Raw genomic sequence first — 25,339 nt, 5'->3', positions numbered from 1 at the left:
TTTTAAAGCGTCATTGCGAGGTACGAAGCAATCCCCAATAGGCAGAGCAGTTATACAGGTTCGCCCTTTAAAGTCGGGGATTGCTTCGTACCTTACAGCAATGACGCTTTTTTATTTTTATTACACATCTTATGCGGCTTAAATGAAACTCAATTTGGTTATTAAATAAAGAAGCCCGAATGACTTACGCAGTCAACCGGGCTTCCATTAAAAAGATAATGTTCTACACTTGCGTACTCTCTTCTACCGGTGTATACTTAGCAAAACTGGTAAGTAACTTCCTTACCTCGGTTGGATTGCGCAGATAAAATTTTGCTGCCGAAAGATTACTGCCAACTTTAATGGTTATAGCACTCTCAGGCAGGGCTTTAAAGATATCTTCGTCGGTATAATCATCGCCGAAAGCTATAATAAAGTCATAGTCCCGGCCTTCGGTAAGTGTTAAAGCGGCTTTACCTTTATTGATATCCATGTTCTTCACCTCCAATACTTTATCCCCTGCTAACAATTGTAATCCTTTATCGCTCGCAAGGTATTTTAGGTTGTTCATGAGCTCGTTGGCCCTCAGTTCGCCAAGCCCTGCCTGTGCTTTGCGGTAATGCCAAACCAATGAATAGGTTTTTTCTTCAATGAACGAACCCGGAGTGCGGTCTACATAAGTTTCCAGTATCGGGTAAATGTCGTGTTTCCATTGATCGCTAAGCCCTCCTATTTTATGCCACGAAGTGCCCTGCTGCTTAAACCATGATCCATGTTCGGCAATAAGATAAATATCATTGCCCGCAAACCAATCATCGAGGTTTTCATGCTTTCTGCCGCTAATCAAAACAAGTTGATTGGCAGGATCTTCTGCAAGTTTATTAATGATGTTATATAGCTCCTTATCCGGACTGGCCTGGTCTATGTTTGATTTAAAATTCACGAGCGTGCCGTCATAATCTAAAAAGATGATGCGCTTTTTAGTTTTGATATAACGGTTAATGATACTTTGTTCAGTTGTGTTGCTTACGTGCCTGGCCTGCATGGAACGTTGCATGAGTTTCACCTCTTTCAGCCTATCCATAAAAATTTTAACCCAGTGTGATGTATTGAATTTTGCAACTAACTGTCTCATCGGGATCATGCGTCTTCGTTGTTCCTCAAGCGGCATATTGATGGCTTGCAAAATAGCGCGGCAAACCTCGCCGGTATTGTTGGGGTTAACGATTATAGCGTCTATAAGCTCTTTAGATGATCCAGCCATCTCACTCATAATCAACACGCCGTCATTATTTATCCTACTGGCTACATACTCTTTGCTCACCAGGTTCATACCATCGCGCATGGGGGTAACTAAACAAACGTCGGCCGAATAATAGAGCGCCGAGAGGGTTTCAATAGGAAACGAACGGTAGTAGTAATGGATTGGGCTCCAATCCATAGTTCGGTATAGGGCATTGATTTTACCCACTTTTTTATCTATTTCATCACGAAGGTGAGCATATTGCGGAACGGTATCCCTCGACGGAACAACGATCATGTAAAGTGTAATGTGTTCAATACACTCCGGGCATTGTTCAAGCAACAGTTCAAAAGCTTCGAGCCTCTGCAAAATCCCCTTGCTGTAATCAAGCCTGTCGATAGATAGGATTAGCTTTTTGTTTTGAAAATTCCCTTTAATAAGCTCAATCTGCTCCTTTACCTCATCTTGCAAAGGTAGTGACGAATATCTTTTTTCATCGATACCCATCGGGAATGATTCAACAACAACCGAACGTTCGCCGTTGCTTATAATATTGGCACTTGACGACACGGGGAGCAAGCGTGTGGCGGCTCCCAAAAAGTGGCGTACATCATCAAAGGTATGTAAACCAATGAGGTCTGCGCCAAGTATACCTTCCAATAATTCCGAACGCCATGGGATAAGCCGGAACATTTCGTTTGATGGAAAAGGAATGTGCAGGAAAAATCCGATAGATACATCCGGCATTTCCTGTCGTACAAGCTGGGGCAGTAAAAGTAACTGGTAATCATGAATCCAAATCACATCGCCCGGCTCGGCAATGCTCAGGATAATGTCCCTGAATTTTTTGTTTACAGCCTTATAATAATCCCAGTTTGATTGTTTGTATGCAGCATATGTTGATGCATAATAATGGAAAACAGGCCATAAAACCTCGTTGCTAAAACCTTCGTAATATTGATTTATTTCTTCCTGATCTAAAAAAACAGGGATCAGGCTCAGTTCTTTTAATTCTTTGGTAACCTGATCTTTATCTTCCTGTTCGGCTATTTCTATTCCGGGCCACCCTATCCACACATTATTGCCCTGTTTATATATTGAACCTAAACCGGTAGCTAATCCTCCCTCGCTTGGTGATGAATGATAGGCACCATCAGTTTTGGAAATTTTAACGGGTAAGCGGTTTGATACAATTATTGTTTTCGACATACTAACTAAATATTAATTAATATTTAAAAGGCGAAAACAGCGTTTTTGTTTTATAAAATGGCGTTTTATGACATAAAAACGTGATTTTTAATCATAAAAAAAGCCGTCCTGATATTTAGGACGGCTTTCAATTGTTATAATTTTTCGGAAATTATTTCACTTGTTGGAAAAACTCAATGTTAGCTTGTTGAGTGATTCTTACCAAAACTTCGTGTTTGTCGTTTTTCAAGTCAACAAAGTATGAAGTTGGCTCGATAGCGTCATTGATTGAAGTGTTAGCCTGGTAAACGATAACTTCGCCTACTGCGTAACCTTTGTACTCGTTGTTGATTTGTTGAAGAGCTTTTGCAGGGATAGCTTTGTTGTCAACACGTTGAGTTGTACCTAAAAATTCACCTTGCAAGTTGTAGAAAGCAGTTTTTTGAACGCCATCAACAGTAAAAGTAGCTTTTTGTACGTTTTTAGTTACTGTCCAGTTAACGTCAGTAGCTTCAGCAAAATCAGCAGTAAAGCCGTGTAATGCGATGTAAGAAACGTTTGTACCACCGTCAGATTTTTTGCCACCATCGGCGAAAGCGTTAACGGTAAATAATGCTGCGGTTGCTATTGTTAAAAATATCTTTTTCATGTTCGTTTAAATTTTAAATCCTGCAACAAAAATACAGTGTACTTATCAATATTTAAAATTTTCCGAAACTTTTATGAATATTTAATAATTATAGCCTTTTGTAGCCTTAAAATTTAAATTTTATCAATGACCTTAGTGTATATTTTACAATATCTAAAAGAAAAAACGCCAATTAATGGCGTTTTTAGTTTGCTAAACCGATTTATGTTGTCATGAAAATGTCATTTAGCCGTTATCTGCAAAGCCCGGGTATAAAGTCATGCCCCCATCTGCAAAAATTGTTACCCCTGTAACATAATCCGACTCATCAGATGCCAGCCAAACTGCCAGTTTTCCGATATCATCGGGCTGACCAATGCGGTTGTATGGAATGAGCGTCAGCAATTTATCTAACGCATCTGGTGTTTCCCAGGCTTCTTTATTAATAGGCGTTTGTATAGCTCCCGGTCCTATGCCGTTTACCCTGATCTTATGTGGGGCAAGCTCCTGTGCTATACTTTTCATAAACATCATAATGCCGCCTTTGCTGGCTGCATAGTTTACATGTCCGGCCCATGGGATAACTTCATGCACGCTGCTCATGCAAATAATTTTGCCCGCAGCCTTGCTTTTTTCTTCAATAACACCCCGTTTTATAAACTCCCTGGCTGCCTCCCGGGCGCACAGGAACTGCCCGGTTAAGTTAATACTGATCACTTTATTCCAGTCGTCAAGCGTCATGTCAACAAATTTGGAATCTTTTTGTAAGCCTGCATTATTCACCAGGATATCAATGGTACCATATTGCTTAAATATTTCAGCAAACATGGCTTTTACTTCCTCTTCATGACTTACATCGGCCTGGAATGCAAATGCATCGCCGCCAAAGGCTTTGATCTGACTCACGACATCATCAGCCGCGGCCTTATTATGTGCATAGTTAATCAGGAGTTTAGCACCGGCCGCAGCCATAGCCAGTGCAACGCCTTTGCCGATGCCGCTATCGGCGCCGGTCACAAGTGCTGCTTGTCCTTTTAATAGTTGGGGGGTATTGCTCATAGATAAACGTTTTTGTGTTTAAGATAAGCAATTGAATTGAGTGGAGAATTGTTTTTATATGAACCGGGATTTATGTGATTGAAAGATTACATAACCATACAATTGTGATCCGGTAATCCTGAAAATCCACGTAAACCCCGGCTCGGAGCTTATAATGTCTTTATATAATCATGAAACATATATAAGGCTTTCTTCTTATCTGCTGTTAAATCATAATCTATTTTAACCATCAGATAATCAACCAGGTCAAAATCATCGCGCATGGTCAATTCTTTAAACAACTCTTCGCGGTGGTCAAGACCGTATTTTAACGATGCATTAAACTCATCCATAAAATCCTGCGGAATAGGCTTGTTGGCTATCCAGGCCGCAAACGTAAAAGGCAGACCGGTCATCTTTTGCCATTCTTCGGCAAGGTCGTAAACGTATTTATATTGTTGCTTTTTGCCGAAAGTACGATCGCCTATTTGTACAAAAGCGGTGTACTCATCTGTTGATTGAGCATAATCCGGCGCATTGGTAACCTGTTCCGGATTTACCTGCCAGTGGTTTTTAAGCAAAACGCGGGCAAGATTATTTGATGAGCGTGACTGCGGATCGAGCTGAATAGCAGTTACATCATTAATGTCACAATTGCTGAAAATAAAAACTGAGTTTACCGCGCCTACTGCACCAATGCAGTAATCAGAAACAATTTCCCATTGTGGTAAGCTCAAAGCTGCTGCAACAGGGATAAGACCGATATCAACCACATCGTCGATGAGTTTTTGAGCACAATCCGACGGAATGTCGAGGCTTAGGTCTATTTTATTAATAATGTCGGTATGTTGAATGCCGTATAAAAAGGGTTTGGTGTTAGTGTAGCTTACTGCTGATATTCTGATCTTGTTCACAAATTCGCTATTACTGTTCTTCTGAATGTTTTAGATGTTCGGCGTTGTTGAAGTCGGCGACCTCAAATTTTTCACCGTCGTAGGTCACCTTATATAGCACGAGGTTTTGGTGCGGAAAAGCGTCCATTTCGGATAATGGCTTGCCGGTGAGGATGCAAAGCAACAGGCGCAAAGCACGGCCATGCATACATATAAGCACCGTTTTTTCTTCGGGATGGCTCATGATCACCTTCATGGCCTCGCGTTGACGTACTTCAACCTCGAGCGGACTTTCGCCGCCTTCAAATTTACTGTCGAGTTTTCCGTCCAGCCAATCGCGCATGATCTGCAGAAAAGCTGCCTTATTATCAGTTGTGGGTGCCTGGCCTTCATGAATGCCCCAGGCCAGCTCATCCAAACCCGAAAGCTTTTCGAAGGGAATACCGAGGTCAATAAAAGGCTGAATACTTTGTTGCGTACGCTTTAGTGCTGATATGTAGATCTTATCAAACTGAACAGTTTTATAAGCCTCATAAAACTGGCAGGCTTGCTTGCGTCCTTCGGCATTTAAATCGGTATCAACCCCGCGGCCCTGTATAATACCAAGTTTATTATACTCGGTTTGACCGTGACGTACTATATATAAGGTTTTTTGTATCATTTTTTTGAGCTGAAAGCTAAAAGCATAAGGCTTAAAGCTTTTTGCTTGTTGAATAATTTTATTGTCGTTTTGCTTTGGGCTTTCAGCCTTAAGCTTTTTGCTAATTAATAACCGGTAACTTGTAATACTGAGGCTTAGGCTCATCGCCAAACACAAAGTTGGTATAATCCGTCACCACATTATACAAAGTATCACGTTCGATGGGTTGCCGGCCTACATGTTTAATTAACTCTACCACCTGTTTAGTACTCATGCCTGGGTGTTGTTCTTCGGCACCGGCCATTGAGTAGATTTTGGTGGTATCATCAAGCGTGCCATCAATATCGTCAACGCCAAAGTTAAGCGAAAGCTGCGCAGTGGTACGGCTAATCATAGCCCAGTAAGCTTTAATATGATCAAAGTTATCCAGGTAGATACGGGCCACGGCATAATTACGCAAATCTTCAATCACAGAAACCTCGGGCACATGCGACATCTGGTTATCCTTATTACGGAACTTAAGCGGAATGAATGTCTGAAAACCACCTGTTTTGTCCTGCAACTGACGCAGGCGCTCCATATGATCTACACGGTGCCTGTATTCTTCGATATGTCCGTAAAGCATGGTAGCGTTTGAACGGCCACCAAGCTTGTGCCACTCTTCATGAATAGCCAGCCACTGATCGGCAGTACATTTATCCTTCGAGATCTGATCCCTGATCTCCGAATCAAAAATTTCGGCACCGCCGCCGGGGATAGAATCCAGACCTGCTTCCTGCATGAGGCGCATGCCTGTAGCGTAGTCAATTTTGGCCTTTTTAAAGATGTAGTGATATTCAACCGGGGTTAACGCCTTGATATGCAATTCCGGACGGTGTGCACGGATGCGGGCAAAAAGTTCCTGGTAAAAAGGTACATCATATTGCGGTAATACTCCGCCTACAATGTGAACCTCTGTAACCGGTTCGCCGTCATATTTGGCAACCATGTTAAACATTTCATCCATGGTGTACTCCCATCCTTCTGATTTTTGTTTCAGCAGGCGTGAGTATGAACAAAATTTGCAGTCGTAAACGCAAAGATTGGTTGGCTCAATATGAAAGTTACGATTAAAATAAGTTTTATCGCCGTGGCGCTCTTCGCGGATGTGATTGGCTAAAGCGCCAAGATATCCAAGCTCGCCCTGCTCATAAAGCAAAACGCCTTCATCAAAAGTGATGCGTTGTTTATTTAGTACCTTTTGGGCAATGTGCTTTAAGTCAGCAGATAAATTCGGATCCTGTAGCAATACCTGTAAATTATCTGAATTTTGCATCATTATAAATTTGGCCAAATGTACAAAAAAGCATAAAAGTAATATGCGTTATGACACATATCGGCCAAATTTCGTGGTAAATTACATTAAGGTTACAGTGCTTTGATCTCACTGATGGAGATCCCTATTGAGCAATCGTCCTGGCAACCATTGGGCACATAACTGGCGCCTGATATCATACCATTATTGTTGGTTTCAAAATAAATGGTATTCTTTTTCTTATCAGCCGCAAGCCATTCGGTTTTTGCTTTTTGATAAACCTGGTCGAGCGTAAGTAATGACGCACCAGAATTATGCTGCCCTAATGATGTTTTATCTTCCTGCCACTGTTCCCTTATTTTTTTAGTAGGAGCGCTGTTGGGATTTTGCTCTAAAGTATATGATAGAAAATCTCGCCCTACCACCACGCCGTTTTGCACAATAATTTTTGTTTCGGATCCATAACCGAATACAGACCCGGCATTAACTGTGTAGCTGTATGTGTTTTTACTTTCAGTTTTAAAGTTTTGCCACACCTTATAGCTTTTGTCGTAAGCTGTTTCGTTAGCATCTTTTTTGCAGGCTATAAAGCTGGTTGTAGCAAGCAGGATCAGGATAAAGGTTTTTTTCATGCGGATAGGTTTTACAGCCTATTCGGATAAAAAGAAAAAAACGCTACAATTAATAACAAATATTCTTTTTTACTTTGGGCGATAAGCACAAATACCAATGAAAACAGAAACTATAGCTATACATGCCGGCAACCACGTTGATGAAGCAACAAGGGCCGTAATACAACCCATTATTATGTCAACCACATTTGAGCGTGGTGAAGATGGTGGCTTTCCGGCGGGGTATATTTACAGTCGCTCATCAAACCCTAATCGCCATGCGCTGGAGCATGTGCTGGCTAAACTGGAAGGTGGTGTTGAAGCAGCTGCGTTTTCATCGGGCAACGCTGCAGGCATGTCGGTATTTCAATCGCTTGAGCCGGGTACGCATATTATCGCTCCTGATGATATGTATCACGGCTTACGTAACCAACTTAAAACCCTTTTTGCAGGGATCCTTACTTTCGATTTTATCGACGTAAATGATACCGAAGTTTTACAACAACATATTAAACCCGAAACTGGTTTGATATGGATAGAAACGCCTTCAAATCCGTTATTGAAAATCACAGATATAAAAAAGGTAGTAGCCATTGCCAAATCAAAAGGCATTAAAGTTTTATGTGATAACACTTTTGCCACCCCTATTTGCCAGCGGCCTTTTGACTTAGGAGCAGATATGGTAATGCATTCAGCTACCAAATATTTCGGTGGGCATAGTGATTTGATGGGGGGCGTTTTAATCACTGCCGAAAAAAACGATTGGTGGACAAAGATCCGTCAGGTACAGGAAATGGGTGGTGCTATCCCCTCACCTATGGATTGTTATTATCTGGTACGCAGTATAAAAACCCTGCCGTATCGCGTAAAAGGTCACGTACAAAATGCACAGTTATTGGCCGAATACCTTGAACAGCATCCTAATGTTGAACAGGTAATGTATCCGGGTTTGCCATCGCACCCGCAGCATGATATTGCTAAAGATCAGATGCTGGCTTTTGGAGGCATGTTGTCCTTTATTGTTAAGGGAGATGAAAATGATACACATAACATCATTAACAAGCTTAAGCTATTCATAAAAGCTACGAGTCTTGGCGGCGTAGAAAGCCTTATAGAACATCGCGCTACCGTTGAAGGTCCGGATACCAAAACACCGCGTAACCTGCTGAGAGTTTCTGTTGGGCTGGAGCATATTGATGATTTGATAGCAGATATGGAGCAGGCGTTATTAAGGTAAAAGGACAAAGGTAAAAGGCGAAAGGTAAGACCTGTATCGCCTTATAGATATAAAATATTGGGTACTCTTCCAGTAATTAGCTTACTTCAAAAAGAAAACCTTTTACCTTTCGCCTTTAACCTTTAACCTTAAAAAGAAATAAAATTTGGTACATTACCAAATAACGTGTTATATTTGGAACATTATTTGGTAGCGATACCAAGGTCGATCAATACTCCGCACATAGTTCGGGTTTTGATTTATAAAGAAGCGGCGAGAGATCAGGCTCAATGACCCGCTGGCAACCCTTCAATGTTGAAGAAGGTGCCAATTCCTGTCCCGGCAAATAACACCGGGGAATATAAATTTATAACCATGAAAAGTTTAATTAAATTTACGCAACACAACACTTTTTACACCTCAAACGGTAATATACAAAATATTAGCTCCCCTATTGGCTGTATTTGTATGTGTTGCTGCTGTTGATGCTTGGCACGCTGCTATTTTCATTCTCTGAAAAATGCGTGTGTTATTAAACCGGTCATCTAAACCGGCTTATCAAAATCCATCTTAACATTCAAAATCTAAATTAAACACATTAAAAATTAAAACTATGTCTGCCTTAAAATTCGAAACCTTACAATTACATGCCGGTCAGGAAGTTGATCCAACAACAGGTTCACGTGCAGTGCCCATTTACCAAACTACTTCGTACGTATTTAACAGTGCCGAACATGGCGCCAACCTGTTTGCGCTGAAAGAATTTGGTAATATCTACACCCGCATCATGAACCCAACTACCGATGTGTTTGAAAAACGCATCGCTGCGTTAGAGGGCGGCGTTGCGGCGCTGGCAACAGCATCGGGACAAGCATCACAATTTATAGCATTAAATAATATCCTGCAGGCAGGCGATAACTTTGTTACTTCTCCTTTCCTGTATGGAGGTACTTATAACCAGTTTAAAGTAGCTTTTAAACGTTTAGGCATTGATGTTCGTTTTGCTAAAGACGATACAGCAGCTAATATCGAAGTGCTCATCGACGATAAAACAAAAGCTATTTTCCTGGAAACCATTGGTAATCCAGGTTTTACCATTGCCGATTTTGAAAAGGTTAGCGAGGTTGCGAAAAAACATGATTTGCCGCTGATTGTTGATAATACTTTTGGTGCAGGTGGTTACCTCTTCCGCCCTATTGAGCATGGCGCTAACGTGGTTGTTGAGTCAACCACTAAATGGATTGGCGGGCATGGTACAAGCATAGGCGGCGTTATTATTGATGCAGGCAATTACAATTGGGGTAATGGCAAATTCCCTCAATTTACCGAACCATCTGAAGGTTATCACGGGTTGGTATTCAATGATGTATTTGGTATTGGTGGGCCGTTCGGCAATATCCAGTTTATTATCCGCGCCCGTGTGGAGGGCTTGAGGGATTTTGGCCCATCGCAGGCTCCGTTTAATTCGTGGTTGAATATCCAGGGACTGGAAACACTTTCTTTACGTGTACAACGCCATGTTGACAATGCACTGCAGTTAGCTAAATGGCTGGAGCAGCACCCGCAGGTGGCAAGCGTAAATTACCCTGGACTGGAATCATCGCCATACCATGACCTGGCTAAAAAATATTTAAAGAACGGCTTTGGCGGCGTGTTATCGTTTGAAATTAAGGGAAGTAAAGACCAGGCCAGCCGATTGATCAATAACCTTAAACTGGTAAGTCATTTGGCCAATGTTGGCGATGCAAAAACACTCATCATCCAACCATCGGCAACCACACATCAGCAATTATCTGATGAAGAACAATTGGCGGCCGGTGTTACACCTGCTTCGTTGCGCGTGGCTGTTGGTATTGAACATATTGATGATATTAAAGCCGATTTTGAACAGGCTTTTGCAAAAATCAAGCAAGGTGAGGGTGAGTTAGTTTAACAATGTATAGTTTTTTTTAAGTGATATAGTAAACGTTATTACGGGCAGCAACCAAAAATTTTGGTTGCCCCCGGAATAACAAATAACAGAATGAACGCGGAGATATTTAAATACACTGATACTTTTGAATTTGAATCGGGCCGTACAATTGAAGGTTTAGAGATAGGCTTTCATACATACGGTAGGTTAAATAAGGAAAAAAATAACGTTGTTTGGGTTTGCCATGCGCTTACGGCCAACAGCGATGTGCTTGACTGGTGGAAAGGCCTTGTGGGCACAGGTTACTTCATTAATCCTGAAGAGCATTTTATAGTTTGCGCTAATATTTTGGGTTCCCCTTACGGCACTACCAGTCCGTTGAGCATTAATCCGGTTACCGGTCAGCCATACTATCTCTCCTATCCCCAGTTTACTACGAGGGATATGATTAAAGCGCATCAACTACTTGCCGGTCATTTACAGATTGACAGCATTAATATATTAATTGGCGGCTCCCTTGGGGGGCAGCAGGCTATGGAATGGGCCATTATTGAGCCCGACCGGATCAAAAACCTCATTCTGATAGCCACCAACGCCAAGCATTCACCATGGGGTATTGCCTTTAATGAATCTCAGCGTTTAGCTATTACTGCTGATCGTACTTTTTATGCCAACACGCCTGATGGTGGCCAGAAAGGTTTAAAAGCAGCACGTAGTATTGCGTTACTGAGCTATCGTACCTATAAAACCTATGGCATTACCCAGCAGGAAGAGGGTGATACTGTACAGGATGATTTTCGCGCCTCAACTTACCAAAATTACCAGGGGCAAAAGCTGGTGAACCGTTTTAATGCCTATAGCTATTGGTATTTAACCAAAGTAATGGACTCGCACAATGTTGGCCGCGGTCGTCATGGTGTTGAAAAAGCGTTAAGCCTCATCAAGGCAAAAACTTTGGTTATCGGTATCTCTTCAGATGTTTTGTTCCCTATAGAAGAGCAACAATATCTGTTCAGGCATATCCCGAAAGCAGCCTTTGCCGAACTGGATTCGTTTTATGGGCACGACGGGTTTTTAATTGAAACAGAAGCATTAACAAACATATTTACATCGTTTTTTAAAACCGATGTGAAAGGAAAAATTATAGAACTGCAACGTACAGCGTAATGAGTAAAAAGTTAAATATCGGCCTCTTTGGATTTGGAGTTGTAGGCCAGGGTTTATATGACATCATCAAAACAAAGCATTTAAATATCGAGATAGTAAAGTTTGCTATTAAGGATCCAAATAAAAAACGTTCTTTACCGGCACATTTATTTACTACCGATAAAGAAGAACTGCTTAACAACCCCGAGATCAATACCATTGTTGAACTCATCAATGATACCGAAGCTGCTTTTGAGATTGTTTCAAGAGCGTTAAAATCTGGCAAGAACGTAGTATCTGCCAGCAAAAAAATGATTGCCCTGCATTTGGACGAGCTGATCGAGATCCAGCATCAATACGGTACATCGCTATTATATGAAGGTGCGGTTTGTGGCAGTATTCCTATTATTCGTAACCTGGAAGAGTATTATGACAACGAGTTACTGCATTCCATAAGCGGTATTTTCAATGGTTCTTCAAACTATATCCTTTCGAAAGGTTTTATTGAAGGGCTTGATTACGATAGTGCATTGAAACAAGCGCAAGACCTTGGTTTCGCTGAAACTGACCCAACCAGTGACGTTGGTGGTTTTGATGCCAAGTATAAGCTGGTTATTGCGGCGGCACATGCTTATGGTGTAGTTGTACAGCCCGACGAGGTTTTTAATCTCGGTATCCAGAACCTTGCAGCTGCCGATTTACAGTATGCCCGCGAAAAAAATCTCAAAATTAAACTGGTTCCTGTAGCAAAAGAACTTGACGACCGTAACGTTGCCCTGTTTGTATTGCCTAAATTTGTGAACGATAAAGAGTTTTTATATAACGTAGAGTACGAATACAATGGCGTAACCGTACAAGCTGCCTTTGCCGATCAGCAATTCTTTTTTGGAAAAGGTGCAGGTGGGCACCCTACCGGTTCAGCTGTACTTTCGGACATTGCGGCCCTGCGTTATAACTACCAGTACGAATACAAAAAGGCCAAAGAAAAAACAGACCTTAATTTTACCAATAATATCGAATTAACTGTTTACCTGCGTTATGACGATGAGGAATTAGTTGAAGCGCTGAACTTTGAGCATATTAACGAGCGTTACTATTCAGGTAATTACAAATTTGTTATAGGAAAAATCAATTTGCAAAATCTGATCGCTAATCAATTACGTATATCGGAAAGTAAGGCTTTCGTGGCCTTTGCCGATCAGCTTACGGGGGTCAGCTTAGCATCGGCAGCTAAAGAAGCAGCTGAAGTTTTTTAAGTAGATTCTTCGGTTGCCATTAACATAAAAAGGCTTCTCAAATTGAGAAGCCTTTTTACATTGAAATATTTGTTATCGATTACTTAGCCGGTTCTGCAGCTTCTTTGGCTGAATTCAGGAACACGAACTGGTTATCGAACATATCAATTTTGATAACGCTGTCTTTATCCACCGTACCGGCAAGGATCTGTTTACTCAACTCGTTCAGTATCTTTTTCTGGATAACACGTTTTAACGGACGTGCGCCAAATTGCGGATCATATCCCAATTGTGCCAGCCAATCCAAAGCTTCGTCGGATGCTTCGATAGTTACACCCATTTCTGCAAGGGTTTGCTGTACCTGTTTAAATTGCAGCTTCACAATATCATGGATCTCATCGCGGTTAAGCGGGGTAAACATGATGATCTCATCAATCCTGTTCAAAAACTCCGGACGAATGGTTACCCTTAGCAGGTTAAATAGCTCGTTCTTTGTTTTTGCAACCAGTTCATCGCGATTTTCGTCTTCCAGGTTCTGGAAGTTTTCCTGGATAATGTTTGAGCCGATATTGGAGGTCATGATGATGATAGTGTTTTTAAAATTCACCACACGACCTTTGTTATCAGTTAAACGGCCATCATCCAACACCTGCAACAGGATGTTAAACACATCGGGATGGGCTTTTTCAATTTCATCCAGTAAAACCACACTGTAAGGCTTGCGGCGAACGGCCTCCGTTAACTGCCCGCCTTCATCATACCCAACATAGCCCGGAGGCGCTCCTATCAGCCTTGACACAGCATGGCGTTCCTGGTATTCACTCATATCTATCCTTACAAGCGCGCCTTCATCGTTAAACAGATACTCGGCCAAAGCCTTTGCCAGCTCGGTTTTACCCACACCGGTTGTACCTAAAAATATGAACGAACCAATTGGCCTGCGCTTATCCTGCAAGCCTGCACGGCTGCGGCGGATAGCATCACTTATTGCTTCAATAGCTTCTTCTTGCCCGGCTACACGTTTGTGCAGCTCATCTTCAAGGTTAAGCAGTTTTTCGCGCTCACTCTGGATCATTTTGCTCACCGGGATGCCTGTCCAGCGGCTTACTACACCTGCAATATCATCGGCGGTAACTTCCTCTTTCAGCATGCGGCTGTCGCTTTGATTTTCAAGCAGGGCTGCTTTCAGCTTTTCAACTTCGGCCTGGGCTTCAACTATGGTGCCGTAGCGTAATTCGGCTACTTTGCCATAATCCCCGGCACGTTCGGCCTGTTCGGCTTCCAGCTTGTAATTTTCTATCAGCTCTACTTTAGCATTGATGCCATCAACAAGGTCTTTTTCACCTTTCCATTTGGCACGTAACGAATCACGTTGTTGTGAAAGGTTAGCTATTTCTTCGCTCAGTTCGGCAACCTTGCGGTCGTCCTTTTCACGTTTAATAGCTTCACGCTCAATTTCCAGCTGCATGATGCGGCGTTCCAGTTCATCAACCACTTCCGGCACCGAATCCATTTCCAAACGAAGTTTTGAAGCGGCTTCGTCCATCAGGTCGATCGCTTTATCAGGTAAAAACCTGTCGGAAATATAACGTTGTGACATTTCGACAGAAGCGATGATCGCTTCGTCTTTGATCCGCACTTTGTGGTGGGTTTCATAACGCTCTTTCAGTCCACGTAAAATTGATATAGCATCGGCAGCATCAGGTTCTTCAACCATTACTTTCTGGAAACGGCGTTCCAAAGCTTTATCTTTTTCGAGGTATTTCTGATACTCGTTAAGTGTAGTTGCACCAATTGAACGGAGCTCACCGCGTGCCAGGGCTGGTTTCAGGATATTAGCCGCATCCATAGCACCTTCTCCCCCGCCTGCACCTACCAGCGTATGAATCTCATCAATAAACAGGATGATCTCTCCGTCGCTTTGGGTAACCTCTTTTACAACGGCTTTTAACCGTTCTTCAAACTCGCCTTTATATTTGGCACCAGCAATCAGGGCTCCCATATCCAACGAGTATACCACCTTGGTTTTCAAACTTTCGGGCACATCACCCTTAATGATCCTGAATGCAATGCCTTCGGCAATGGCTGTTTTACCAACACCGGGCTCACCAACCAATATCGGGTTGTTTTTGGTACGGCGCGAAAGGATCTGGATAACACGGCGAATTTCATCATCGCGGCCTATAACCGGGTCTAATTTGCCCGAACCTGCGTATTCGTTCAAATTGCGAGCATATTTGTTAAGGGCGTTATAAGTAGCTTCGGCGTTTTGATCCGTCACTTTACTGTCGCCGCGTAAAGCTATAATGGCCTTTTTCAGGTCTTTTTCATTAACACCCGAATCCTTAAGCATAGTGCTCACCGCGCCTCCGGCTGCTAAAATGCCTAACAGCACATGCTCAACCGATACAAATTCATCTTTAAATTCTTTTAAATATCCCGAAGCTTTTTGCAAAGCCGAATTTGCTTCAGACGAAAGATATACATTGCTTCCGCTTACTTTAGGGAACGATGCAATCTGTGCATCTAAAGTATCATTTAACCTTTTCAGGTTAACGTTTAGTTTCTTTAATAAGTAGCTAATTACGTTTTCATCAACCAGCAACAAGCCTTTAAGCAGATGTGCGGTCTCAATTGCCTGCTGTTGGTTACCAACAGCAATTTCGGAAGCCTTCTGCACGGCTTCCTGAGCTTTTATGGTAAAGTTGTTAAAATTCATAGTACTCAGTGTTAATCAAATTATCGGCCATAATACCCATAGTGAAAAATTGTCATTTAAAATTAAATCAAAATGACACTTTGCCATGATTATTAGCAATTTAGGCGTTAATATTAACAATAGTACGAAGCAATTTGTCGTTTAATACGTTAAAACAATAATAAAAGTATGCGTCAGGTAGAGATGTTTAAGGACGCTAAAGCTCAGATGAGCTTAACAAACACCTCACTAACAGACAGGCGTGGGCTTGTCTGTTAGTGAAATATTGTGTAACGGATAAAGCTGATTGTGATGGTGCAATGCCTGTTGTCTATAAAATGGGGACTTATAATGTGCGAGGGTTTAGTCAGCCAGGCGCGGGTTTAATTATCCAATTTTTCAACTTTAACTAAATTGCAGGTCCAGGCAAGTGCTTTTCCGCCATTTCTTCCGTCAACCACGCCACTTGTCTTCATCGTTTTTCTATTGCTGCTTAACGTGTAATAATTGGCATACTGCCTTCCTTTGAGATCATATGTGGCGTTGGGCCTCGCATCTGTAATCGTCAATAAATAAATACTGTCGGATAAGACTTTATAAGTACCGCTGTGTGTAACAATCTGTACATTATTTTCTTTTGCAATGTTATAAAAGCTGCCATCCGACCTGAATACAACTTGAGATCCCGGATTGGTTGTATCCTTCCAAATGCCTACAAACGGTTTAATTTCCTTCTGATTAGCCCTTTCTACAGTTCTACAGGAAAAAGTTGTTAATACAGTAATAAGAATTGCGATAAATTTAAGAGATTTCATTAACATGTGATTTTGGTTTTATGATGTGTAAATTATATTTTTCCTTTCTTTAAAAACAATCAAGGTTCATCAAAATAGGCTTATATGTTATCTGACCTAATATTTGTAAAAAGGGTTAATTGTGCTTTGTCACATTTCCGTTACGTTGTTTTTAAATATTTTCATAATTTTGTTTAATCCATAAAATATAATTGAACACCCATTTCTTTTTTAATAGTCTTCCAATCAAATACCGGTCGCAATACCGTGATCATTATACTTACCAAAATCTGGTGGCTATCAGGGGTGCCAGTATGATATTTTTGCTGCTTAATGTAATTATCCGCATCCTTTACCTTGTATTCCCGGTTAGTTTAACTAAAGCGCAAAATTTCCCTGAATTTAATTTCAGTAACTGGGTTTTCATTATCGTAACCCCGGTTTTCCTGATAGCCAGCAATCTTTTTATAGTTGGATTTAAAGGACGTAAAAAAGCAACAACAGGCATGTCACTGCTTGTGTTTTTGTTTGCCCTGTATATTATTGTTTGTGGTATGTATTCGAGTTTTATTGCCACGTCCGATCCAAGCAATGCACTCACTTTGTATCTTGTTGCACTGAGCCTCATTAGTGTAATATTTGTATTTGAATACTATGAAACTGTATTGCTGCTTGTAGCAGTTGAAGTATTTTTTACTTCGCTGTTATTTTACAGCCAAACACCCGCTACCGACATGCTGTACAACCAGCTGATATCGGCCATTTTGATTTCGGGATTTTATTTTACTTCCAGATACTTTTTTACTTATAAAGCCAACTACTATTTACAGGTTATCGAGACCCGCGAAAAAAACTCGGAAATTGAAAAAGCAAGCGAATTTAAAAACCAGGTATTAGGCATGGTAGCGCATGATCTCCGAAATCCAATAGCAGCAGTAGAGTCAATTGCCATGATGATGGAACTTGATGAAGTTGATGAAGATATGCAGGATAATATCAATATGATGAAAGCTTCATGCGTAAAAGCACGAAGTATCATTGATGATTTGCTGGAGGCAGCTCAAAATGAAAACATAGCAGTTTTTGAAACCCGCAATACCGACCTTAACCAATGGCTTAACGGCATTGTAAACGAATGGAAATTGCAGCAAGGCAACAAGGTTGATGTGCTGTTCATCAATACGGCAGGTGCTGTTAATGCGCTTATCAACCATGAAAAATTTCACCGGGTTATTGATAACCTGATCAGTAATGCAGTAAAGTTTTCAAAAGACAGGGACCGGGTAGATATTCGATTGTCTCAACAAAATAACGTGGTAACCATCGAAGTTCAGGATTATGGTGTGGGCATACCGGCTGCTATGTTACCGGAGATCTTCAATCAATTTTCAAAAGCAGGGCGAACAGGTTTGCGCGGTGAAAAATCAACAGGACTTGGTTTAAGTATAGTGCGCCAAATCGTTGAAAAGCATAAAGGCAGTATTACGGTAACAAGCACCGAAGGACAGGGTTCAACATTCAGAATTATGCTTCCTGCCGTCAGCCCATTTTAAGAAGATGTTTCATTACTCCTCATTTAATTTATAAAACCTGTTATCAAAATTAACAAGGAATAGTTCGGTAGTGGCCCGGGTGAGCGCGGTATAAAACCATCGCAGAAAATCCATATTGATCATTTCGTCGGTTACATAACCCTGATCAACAAAAACGGCATCCCACTGGCCACCCTGCGCTTTGTGACAGGTAATGGCGTAAGCAAATTTTATTTGCAAAGCATTATAGTATGGATTAAGTTTCAGCTCGTTGTGCATGGCCCTTTTACTGGGTAAATGCTCATAGTCTTTCATTACTTCCTGGTAAAACCGTTTCTGATCTTCCTGGTTCAATGCCGGCGAATCGGCATAAAGCGTATCAAGCAGCACCTTGCAATCAAGCGTTGGATCTTCGGCATAATCTATAAATTCCAACTGCACATCGGCAAAACGAAAGCCATACATTTCCTCGGTGCGGCGCACTTTTACTATACGGGCAATATCTCCATTGGCAATAAATGCAGTACTGTTCTCGTCCTTATCCTGTAGCCAGAAATAATTGTTTTTCACTATCATGATCTGGTCGCCGCCGGTAAGCTCTTCCTCCCGGTACAGGATCCGGTTGCGGATTTGCCCATTATACAGGTTGGCGTTTTTGTTTGAGCGGCAAATGATAAGTGTACGATCATAGCCGTACTTACGGTAAGCATATTCCAACCCTTCAGGTAATCGTTCGCCGGTCATTCTGTAAACGTCCTTAAACCCTTTGGTTACAATTTTAGGTATCTCAATGAGCTCTTCGCGTATCAGATCACGAATATTGGTGGCGTTATATAAAATACCCGAGTTCTTTTGCTGTCGCAAAACCTCGGTAAGCTCATAACTGAATATCGACAGGCCAAATTTATCGCCCATAAGCTGCGCGTCAAGCGCGGGGCTGTCCTCGGCTCCTACGGGTGGCAACTGTGCGGTATCACCTACCAATATCAGTTTGCAGTTTTTATCGTTATAAACGTATCTAAGCAGATCAAATAATAAGGAAACGTGATTGTTGCCCATTGCATCATCCGATATCATCGAAGCCTCATCCACAATAAAAAGGGTATCACTGGCCAGGTTATCGGCCAAGGCAAAACCGTCATCAATGGTTAAGGCCGATTTTTTACGGTAGATGCGCTTATGGATTGTAAAAGCTTTTCGTCCGGAGTAATTGGTAATCACTTTAGCTGCACGACCTGTAGGGGCCAGCAGTACGGCTTTGTAATTGTAGTGCCTTAGCGCTTTTACCAACGCGCCCACTATGGTTGTTTTCCCGGTGCCTGCATAGCCCTTCAGGATAAAGCATTCGTCGCCCTCTGCGCTTTTTAAAAAAGTGTGTAGTTTGCTAAAAAGCTCCGTTTGCTGGCCTGTTGGCTCATGCGGAAATGCCTGGCGGATATGATCGGGATTTGACACCCTGCAAAAATGATGATAAGTATTTAATTCAGTAAGATTAGTTTTACATTTGAGCCATGGAATTTGACGAAAACAAAGAGGAAGAAAAATACAGCGAAGACGATTATGTAGATATTTACTCCAAAAGGGCAATATTTTGGTTTTCGTTTTTTAACCTGATTTTTGGCGGGGTACTGCTGGTTATTAATTTATACAATGCCGGTTATAAAAAAGCCGTTCCGGCGGTACTGGCTTTTGTCTTATTTTTTTCCTATCTCTCCTACTTTGTTATCATGCATTCGGGCGTTAACCTGCAACAGGTTATTGATGCCATGAACGTAACCGCGAAAGGCGGCCAGCCAACACCCGCACAAGTTACAGCAATGCTTTCAGTAGCAGGCCTTAACATAGGTTTTGGGCTGATTGGTGCATTAATCCTCAGTCAGTTTTTTTTCAAGAGGTATTTTCCCGATAACGATTACTATCCCAAACCGGTGGGATTACCAATTTTGATATTTATCTTCCTGATGGTATTAACCCGCATCTTATAACGGCATATCAATTTGGACTGCGGTAATTACTGTATCTGCTAAAAAATATTACTTTTGCTAAAACCGGTATGAACGAACACAATTACACTTACCATGATGATAGCTTTAGTTTGGATAAAACTGAAGATTATATTTTATTAATACAGGTTGAAGACAAATCGTTTTCGTATGCCATTAGTAATAATGGCACCCTGATTGCCTGGGCCGAAAACTATCCTTTTGATGAGTTAAGTGATCCACAGGAATTGCTTGATCTTTTATCTGCTAAATACAGGCAGATAATTATCGGCTTACCGGCGCACAGTTTTACGCTTGTTCCTGCCGAAATATTTAGCGGTGAGCGCCTGCCTAACCTTGCCCGTTTCCTTGATGTAAAGCCAGATAGTAAGGTTTTAGCGCAGCTATTAGATCAGGAAAATGTTATTGTATACAAAACCAGCGAGGTTATTGTAAATGCAGCCGAAGAATTTGGAATTCGTAATACTGTTTTTACATCAAAAGGCTGGTTAACGGCCATTGCTCAAAACAATCCCGGCAACAATGACCTTTATCTCAATATTGAAAAAGACAAGGTAGAAATAAGCTATTTCGCAGGTAATAAACTCCGTTTTTATAATTCATTTGAGTTTAAGGAAATCGATGAGCTTGTTTACTTTACCGTATTGGTTACTAAGGAGCTTAATCTTGAACCTAAAAACACTGGCTTATACCTGAGTGGAGACCTTGAGGCCGACGATAAAATATTAAACCGGCTGGCAGATTTTTTTGGCAAGGCAGAAGTTAACAATTTACAGGTATTACAATTACCGGCAGAGGTTGTTGCACACAGGGTATTATCAATAGCGGCACTTTCATTATGCGCATTATAGGAGGCAGTTTAAAAGGCTTAAGGCTTAATCCACCTAAAAATCTTCCCGTTCGCCCTACAACAGATCTGGCTAAGGAGGCTTTATTTAATATTCTGCTAAATCAAATTGAATTTGAAGGCATTAAGGTACTCGATTTGTTTAGCGGTACGGGCAATATTTCGCTTGAGTTTGCATCGCGAGGGGCATCAGAGGTCGTATCTGTTGACAGGAGTATTCATTGTGTTAACTATCTTAAAGACACCTCCCGTCAGCATAAGCTTACACAAATAAAAACCTACCGCGAAGATGTATTCAAATATCTGAATGTTGAAACTGAACAATACGATCTGATATTTGCTGACCCGCCGTATGACCTTAACCGGATTCCTGATTTGCCAAAAGTTATTTTTGAAAAGAACCTGCTTAAACCCGATGGCTTGTTAATAGTTGAGCATCAATCGCTTCAAAATCTTAGCAACCATTCTGCTTTCGTGGAGCAAAGAAAATACGGGCATTCATCTTTTTCATTTTTCAGACCGGTTTAGACATCCGCTTTTAAAACAGCAATCCCGCTTTCTTCAAAGATTTTTGCCTTGCTGTTATCAGCATCGGTAATGATTGCATTGATGATGTTTAAGCCTGCGAAATTAAGGTAGGTCTCTTTTCCAATTTTACCTGCATCGCAAAGGATATAGGTGTAAGCGCTATTTGCGGCAAATGCAGTTGTTATGGATGCCTCCTGTTCGCTATTGGCAAACAAGCCTGTTTGCGAAATGCCATCAATACCTAAAAAAGCTTTGGTTGCACGGTATTTTTGGATGTGCTCAATGGCTATGGTACCATGTACGGCCTGGCGCTCTTTGTCAAGCTCCCCTCCTATAATATTCACACTTGCAACGCTATCCTGAAGTTCATATATTACAGGTAATGAATTTGTTATAACCTTTATCTTCTTGTTTTTAATAAACTGGCAAAGCCTGAAAACGGTGCTTCCGCAGTCCATAAAAATAATGTCGCCATCATTGATCTGTGATGCTGCCCTGCGGCAGATGGCATCTTTAACAACCGCATTTTGGGCGCTTTTATTCGCGAAGCTGTGCGGCTTTTCGTGAGGGTTAACTTTTGTTGCCCCTCCGTGTGTACGATAAAGTACCCCATCGACAGCTAACTGGTTCAGATCGCGCCTAATGGTTATTTCCGAAGTATTCATTTCGGCGGCTAATTGCTTTATATCTACCTCTCCGTTCAGATTAAGTTGCTCAATTATTTTTTGTTTTCTTTTAGGAAAGTTCATTTTATTTGTTTTAATTCGATCAAAAATAATCATTAATAATCATAAATGATCAGTCAAAATGAATCATATAAAAATCCTCAATACCGATATTTTATCAAACAACTGGTATACATTAAAAAAAGTAACGTACGAGTTTACGGAAAGCAATGGAAAAACATCGATACAGCATCGGGAAGCATATGACCGTGGCAATGGTGCAACCATCCTGCTTTACAATAAAGCGCAGGCATCAGTGATATTAACCAGGCAATTCAGGCTACCAACGTACATTAACGGCAACCCTGACGGCATGCTGATTGAATGTTGTGCCGGTTTGCTGGATAAGGATAATCCGAAAGACTGTATCCGCAAGGAAACCGAAGAAGAAACGGGATATAAAATAACCGATGTTAAAAAAGTTTACGAGGCTTATATGTCGCCCGGGTCAGTTACCGAAATCCTTTATTTTTTTGTGGCTGAGTATGCCAAAGAAATGAAAGTGAGCGAAGGAGGCGGTCTCGCTCACGAAAATGAGCATATTGAAGTTTTAGAGCTACCATTCAGTGAAGCTCTTCAGATGGTCAAAAACGGCGAAATAAAAGATGCTAAAACTATCATGCTTTTGCAGTATGCACAGATAGCTGCTCTGGTTTGAAGTTGATTTGGTTGATTGGGTGAGCGGTTCGTTTTTCGGGTAGCACGATGGATATTGAAACACAAAAAAAATAATCTTTCACTAATAACCCAATTAACTATTCACTAATTTTACTGCATGAAGATAGCCCTGTTTCCAGGTTCATTTGATCCCATTACTAAAGCGCATGTTGATATCGTAAAGCGATCTGTTGAGCTGTTTGATAAATTTTATATAGGTATTGGCGTAAACAGCAGCAAGAAAGGGCTATTAACAATTGAACAGCGTGAACAAATGATCAGGTCTGTTTTTGAGCATGATGAACGGATCCATGTAATTGCCTACGAAGGTCTTACTGTAGATTTTTGTAAAAGCATCGGTGCGGCTTACATGATCCGGGGGATCCGTACAGTATCTGACTTTGAATACGAAAAAGCCATAGCCCAGATGAACCATTCGCTGGCACCCGATATTGAAAGCATATTTATTGTAAGCAAGCCGGGCTATTCGTCCATAAGCTCAACCATTGTACGTGAAATTATCCGCTATAATGGTGATGTAAGCCAATTTATTCCGAAAGAGGCATTACCTTATTTGTAACAAGCTTTTGTTCGTGCAGCACATCCATTATGGATGGAAAAGTATTTTCAATTATCGGTTCAATATGGTGGTGCTCAAACCAGCGCACATCAGTAATACCTTCTTCTTTTTGAGGTTTTAATTTGTCCTTGCCTTTGCTTTTCATTGCAAACCAATGTGTTTTTTTAAGTACAACCTCGCCACGGTTCACATAAACATGGTAGGTTTTACAAATTTTTTCGCCCAGCTCGCTTACTTTTATGCCGCACTCCTCCTCTACCTCACGTACTGCGGCTTCTTTTACCTTTTCGTCTTTTTCTATTTTGCCCTTGGGTAAATCCCATTTATCATTACGATAAATGAATAAATATTGCCCCTTAGTGTTCATAACCAGGCCGCCTGCCGCTTCAATTAGTGTAATGTTTTTCTTAACAGCTTTAAAATACACCTTAGCATTGGCTGTTTTTATATAGAACAATTTGTTGGGGTTAGCGAGGATCCAGGTATATATAATTTTAAGGTCAAATGTCTCTGCATCAAGCCTTTCAAAATTATCTGCATGCTTTGGTTCAGATTCTGTGAGCAGGATAACCTTTTCGTTAATATAAATTCTGTATTTTTGAGCCATGTTTACTAATAATGAGATCGAACAACAAGTAGCCGAATTCCTGCTGCAAATTAAAGCAATTAAATTACAACCCAATAATCCTTTTACATGGGCATCGGGCTGGAAATCTCCAATTTACTGCGATAACCGCGTTACCCTTTCTCATCCAACCATCCGTACCTACATCAGGCAGCAATTAGTTGCAGCTATTCAGGACAAATTCGGTTCGGTTGGCTGTATTGCGGGTGTAGCTACTGCAGGCATTCCGCAAGGTGCATTAGTAGCACAGGAGTTAGGTCTTCCTTTTATTTATGTGCGTTCAAAACCTAAAGAACATGGAACCGGCAGCATGATTGAGGGTGATGCCCCTACTACCTCAGGCAAACGCGTTGTAGTAATTGAAGATCTGCTTTCAACCGGAAAAAGCAGCCTGCAAGCTGTTGAAGCTTTACGTGCTGCAGGCTATGACGTTGCCGGCCTTGCTGCTATATTTACATATGGCTTTGACATTGCCGATGAAAATTTCAAACAGGCAAATTGCCCTTATGTAACCCTGTCAAACTATAACGCCCTTATAAAATACGCCGAAGAGCATCAATTCATTAATGAAAAAGATGTAAACCTGCTCAAACAATGGCGCGAAAACCCATCAACCTGGGGCGAAATGGCTGCAAGTTAATACCTCAGAGTTTTTTTGATTTATATGATTACGCTGATTTTTCACCAAACGTATAATTTGTCACAAATCTCACGTCTAATATCTCATATCTGTTCATGAATACATTTACCAGTTCTATAAGCATTAACAAACCTTTAACAGAGGTTTACAACTTTTTGGCCGATTTCAATAATCATAAGCAGCTAATGCCCGATAATATCCAGGAGTGGACATCTACGAGGGATGAAGCACGCTTCAGCATTCAGAATATGGCCAAACTTGCTTTGAAAATTGATGAGCGTATTGCGAATGAGCTCATAAGGATTATCCCTGCCGAGAAGCCTCCCTTTGATCTTGAACTAAAATGGTCGTTATCTTTCAATAACGACCATACTGATATTTTATTCACCATCAATGCAGAACTTAGCATGATGATGAAAATGCTGGCATCTGGTCCGCTCCAAAAATTGGCCGACCATGAAACACAGAGTTTGCTTAATGTTTTAAGCTAACTCCTGCAGCATTGCAGCAAAGTTTATTAATATACTTTGCGTTTGTGTGTATTGTTGATGGCTATTACCACATTGATGATAATTAAACCTATAATTAAAGCTCCCATGACCATTGTTAAATATTTTTAATAATTGTTATATTACTTGTTAGTCAAAGGCTGTACCATTATGCTATAACTGGTAAAATGTTCCTTTA

24 protein-coding genes and 1 riboswitch are annotated in these 25,339 nt (G+C 41.1%); of the genes, 12 read left to right on the top strand and 12 right to left on the bottom strand.

The genetic code is table 11. The features are described from left to right. Positions 1-223: 223 nt before the first annotated feature. From BMX50_RS02120 to BMX50_RS02090, 7 genes are all read right to left on the bottom strand, one after another. Positions 224-2,431, bottom strand: a complete 2,208-nt coding sequence (locus tag BMX50_RS02120) for a bifunctional alpha,alpha-trehalose-phosphate synthase (UDP-forming)/trehalose-phosphatase (protein WP_091207006.1) — start codon at positions 2,429-2,431, stop codon at positions 224-226. Between the two features lie 151 nt (positions 2,432-2,582). Further along, the gene (locus BMX50_RS02115) at positions 2,583-3,059 is read right to left on the bottom strand and encodes a hypothetical protein (RefSeq protein WP_091207003.1); all 477 of its coding nucleotides are present in this window, start codon (positions 3,057-3,059) and stop codon (positions 2,583-2,585) included. A gap of 225 nt (positions 3,060-3,284) precedes the next feature. Next, positions 3,285-4,097 carry an SDR family oxidoreductase gene (locus BMX50_RS02110; protein ID WP_091207000.1) on the bottom strand — a complete coding sequence of 271 codons (813 nt, stop codon included), beginning with the start codon at positions 4,095-4,097 and terminating at the stop codon, positions 3,285-3,287. Positions 4,098-4,246: 149 nt separating this feature from the next. Beyond that, positions 4,247-4,990 carry a menaquinone biosynthetic enzyme MqnA/MqnD family protein gene (locus BMX50_RS02105; RefSeq protein ID WP_091206997.1) on the bottom strand — a complete coding sequence of 248 codons (744 nt, stop codon included), beginning with the start codon at positions 4,988-4,990 and terminating at the stop codon, positions 4,247-4,249. Between the two features lie 10 nt (positions 4,991-5,000). Next, a complete protein-coding gene (locus BMX50_RS02100) occupies positions 5,001-5,630 on the bottom strand; it encodes a histidine phosphatase family protein (RefSeq protein ID WP_091208562.1) in 630 nt (209 codons plus the stop codon). A 100-nt stretch (positions 5,631-5,730) separates the two neighbouring features. After that, entirely contained in the window at positions 5,731-6,924 is a 1,194-nt protein-coding gene (mqnE, locus tag BMX50_RS02095) for an aminofutalosine synthase MqnE (RefSeq protein ID WP_091208559.1), read from the bottom strand. A gap of 92 nt (positions 6,925-7,016) precedes the next feature. Then, positions 7,017-7,535, bottom strand: a complete 519-nt coding sequence (locus BMX50_RS02090; RefSeq protein ID WP_091206994.1) for a hypothetical protein — start codon at positions 7,533-7,535, stop codon at positions 7,017-7,019. 97 nt (positions 7,536-7,632) lie between these two features. Here BMX50_RS02090 and BMX50_RS02085 point away from each other — a divergent pair, with 97 nt between their 5' ends. The 4 genes from BMX50_RS02085 (at position 7,633) to BMX50_RS02070 (ending at position 13,044) form a co-directional block, all read left to right on the top strand. Further along, entirely contained in the window at positions 7,633-8,751 is a 1,119-nt protein-coding gene (locus tag BMX50_RS02085; RefSeq protein WP_091206992.1) for a trans-sulfuration enzyme family protein, read from the top strand. A gap of 236 nt (positions 8,752-8,987) precedes the next feature. Then, positions 8,988-9,098: riboswitch (SAM riboswitch) on the top strand. Between the two features lie 245 nt (positions 9,099-9,343). Continuing rightward, entirely contained in the window at positions 9,344-10,663 is a 1,320-nt protein-coding gene (locus BMX50_RS02080; protein WP_091206989.1) for an O-acetylhomoserine aminocarboxypropyltransferase/cysteine synthase family protein, read from the top strand. Between the two features lie 90 nt (positions 10,664-10,753). Next, positions 10,754-11,809 (top strand): homoserine O-acetyltransferase family protein, encoded by a 1,056-nt coding sequence (locus BMX50_RS02075; RefSeq protein ID WP_091206986.1) that lies wholly within the window; start codon positions 10,754-10,756, stop codon positions 11,807-11,809. Beyond that, on the top strand, positions 11,809-13,044 hold the full coding sequence (locus BMX50_RS02070; protein ID WP_091206983.1) for a homoserine dehydrogenase: 1,236 nt from the start codon (positions 11,809-11,811) through the stop codon (positions 13,042-13,044). The genes BMX50_RS02075 and BMX50_RS02070 overlap by 1 nt, the downstream gene beginning before the upstream one ends. Positions 13,045-13,123: 79 nt before the next feature. Here BMX50_RS02070 and clpB read toward each other — a convergent pair whose 3' ends face one another. Next, positions 13,124-15,742, bottom strand: a complete 2,619-nt coding sequence (gene clpB / locus BMX50_RS02065; RefSeq protein ID WP_091206981.1) for an ATP-dependent chaperone ClpB — start codon at positions 15,740-15,742, stop codon at positions 13,124-13,126. A 362-nt stretch (positions 15,743-16,104) separates the two neighbouring features. After that, positions 16,105-16,536, bottom strand: coding sequence for a hypothetical protein (locus BMX50_RS02060; RefSeq protein WP_091206978.1), 432 nt, complete (start codon positions 16,534-16,536; stop codon positions 16,105-16,107). 191 nt (positions 16,537-16,727) lie between these two features. Here BMX50_RS02060 and BMX50_RS02055 point away from each other — a divergent pair, with 191 nt between their 5' ends. Further along, complete coding sequence (locus tag BMX50_RS02055) at positions 16,728-18,068, top strand: sensor histidine kinase (protein ID WP_091206975.1); 1,341 nt, start codon at positions 16,728-16,730, stop codon at positions 18,066-18,068. A 12-nt stretch (positions 18,069-18,080) separates the two neighbouring features. Here the strand turns inward: BMX50_RS02055 and BMX50_RS02050 are convergent, their stop codons facing one another. Then, positions 18,081-19,502 carry an ATP-dependent DNA helicase gene (locus BMX50_RS02050; protein ID WP_091206973.1) on the bottom strand — a complete coding sequence of 474 codons (1,422 nt, stop codon included), beginning with the start codon at positions 19,500-19,502 and terminating at the stop codon, positions 18,081-18,083. Positions 19,503-19,558: 56 nt separating this feature from the next. On the opposite strand from BMX50_RS02050, the gene BMX50_RS02045 reads away from it, so the two are divergent. The 3 genes from BMX50_RS02045 to rsmD all read left to right on the top strand — a co-directional run bounded on the left by BMX50_RS02045 (position 19,559) and on the right by rsmD (position 21,425). Then, positions 19,559-20,032, top strand: a complete 474-nt coding sequence (locus BMX50_RS02045) for a hypothetical protein (protein ID WP_091206970.1) — start codon at positions 19,559-19,561, stop codon at positions 20,030-20,032. A 68-nt stretch (positions 20,033-20,100) separates the two neighbouring features. Beyond that, positions 20,101-20,901 (top strand): DUF3822 family protein, encoded by an 801-nt coding sequence (locus BMX50_RS02040; protein ID WP_091206968.1) that lies wholly within the window; start codon positions 20,101-20,103, stop codon positions 20,899-20,901. Continuing rightward, positions 20,889-21,425: a 16S rRNA (guanine(966)-N(2))-methyltransferase RsmD gene (rsmD, locus tag BMX50_RS02035; protein ID WP_091206965.1), complete on the top strand. Its 537-nt coding sequence runs from the start codon at positions 20,889-20,891 to the stop codon at positions 21,423-21,425. Before BMX50_RS02040 ends, rsmD begins: the two co-directional genes overlap by 13 nt. Here rsmD and BMX50_RS02030 read toward each other — a convergent pair. Further along, on the bottom strand, positions 21,422-22,174 hold the full coding sequence (locus tag BMX50_RS02030) for a DeoR/GlpR family DNA-binding transcription regulator (protein WP_091208556.1): 753 nt from the start codon (positions 22,172-22,174) through the stop codon (positions 21,422-21,424). The genes rsmD and BMX50_RS02030 overlap by 4 nt on opposite strands. Positions 22,175-22,232: 58 nt before the next feature. Here BMX50_RS02030 and nudK point away from each other — a divergent pair, with 58 nt between their 5' ends. Both nudK and coaD read left to right on the top strand, forming a co-directional pair. Further along, positions 22,233-22,808: a GDP-mannose pyrophosphatase NudK gene (nudK, locus tag BMX50_RS02025; RefSeq protein ID WP_091206962.1), complete on the top strand. Its 576-nt coding sequence runs from the start codon at positions 22,233-22,235 to the stop codon at positions 22,806-22,808. Positions 22,809-22,925: 117 nt separating this feature from the next. Continuing rightward, positions 22,926-23,387 (top strand): pantetheine-phosphate adenylyltransferase, encoded by a 462-nt coding sequence (coaD, locus tag BMX50_RS02020; protein ID WP_091206955.1) that lies wholly within the window; start codon positions 22,926-22,928, stop codon positions 23,385-23,387. On the opposite strand, the gene BMX50_RS02015 is transcribed toward coaD, so the two are convergent. Next, the gene (locus BMX50_RS02015; protein ID WP_091206951.1) at positions 23,356-23,994 is read right to left on the bottom strand and encodes an NUDIX hydrolase; all 639 of its coding nucleotides are present in this window, start codon (positions 23,992-23,994) and stop codon (positions 23,356-23,358) included. The two genes, coaD and BMX50_RS02015, sit on opposite strands and share 32 nt — an antisense overlap. Between BMX50_RS02015 and pyrE the strand changes: the two genes are divergently transcribed. Both pyrE and BMX50_RS02005 read left to right on the top strand, forming a co-directional pair. After that, positions 23,993-24,652 carry an orotate phosphoribosyltransferase gene (gene pyrE / locus BMX50_RS02010; RefSeq protein ID WP_091206948.1) on the top strand — a complete coding sequence of 220 codons (660 nt, stop codon included), beginning with the start codon at positions 23,993-23,995 and terminating at the stop codon, positions 24,650-24,652. The genes BMX50_RS02015 and pyrE overlap by 2 nt on opposite strands. Before the next feature lie 95 nt (positions 24,653-24,747). Next, positions 24,748-25,143: an orotate phosphoribosyltransferase gene (locus BMX50_RS02005; protein WP_091206932.1), complete on the top strand. Its 396-nt coding sequence runs from the start codon at positions 24,748-24,750 to the stop codon at positions 25,141-25,143. Positions 25,144-25,339 lie beyond the last annotated feature (196 nt).

The sequence above is a fragment of the Mucilaginibacter gossypiicola genome (genome assembly GCF_900110105.1).
Taxonomy (GTDB): Bacteria; Bacteroidota; Bacteroidia; order Sphingobacteriales; family Sphingobacteriaceae; genus Mucilaginibacter; species Mucilaginibacter gossypiicola.
The sequence above is the reverse complement of the archived record's forward strand: the minus strand, read 5'-3'. Positions and strand labels throughout refer to the sequence as shown.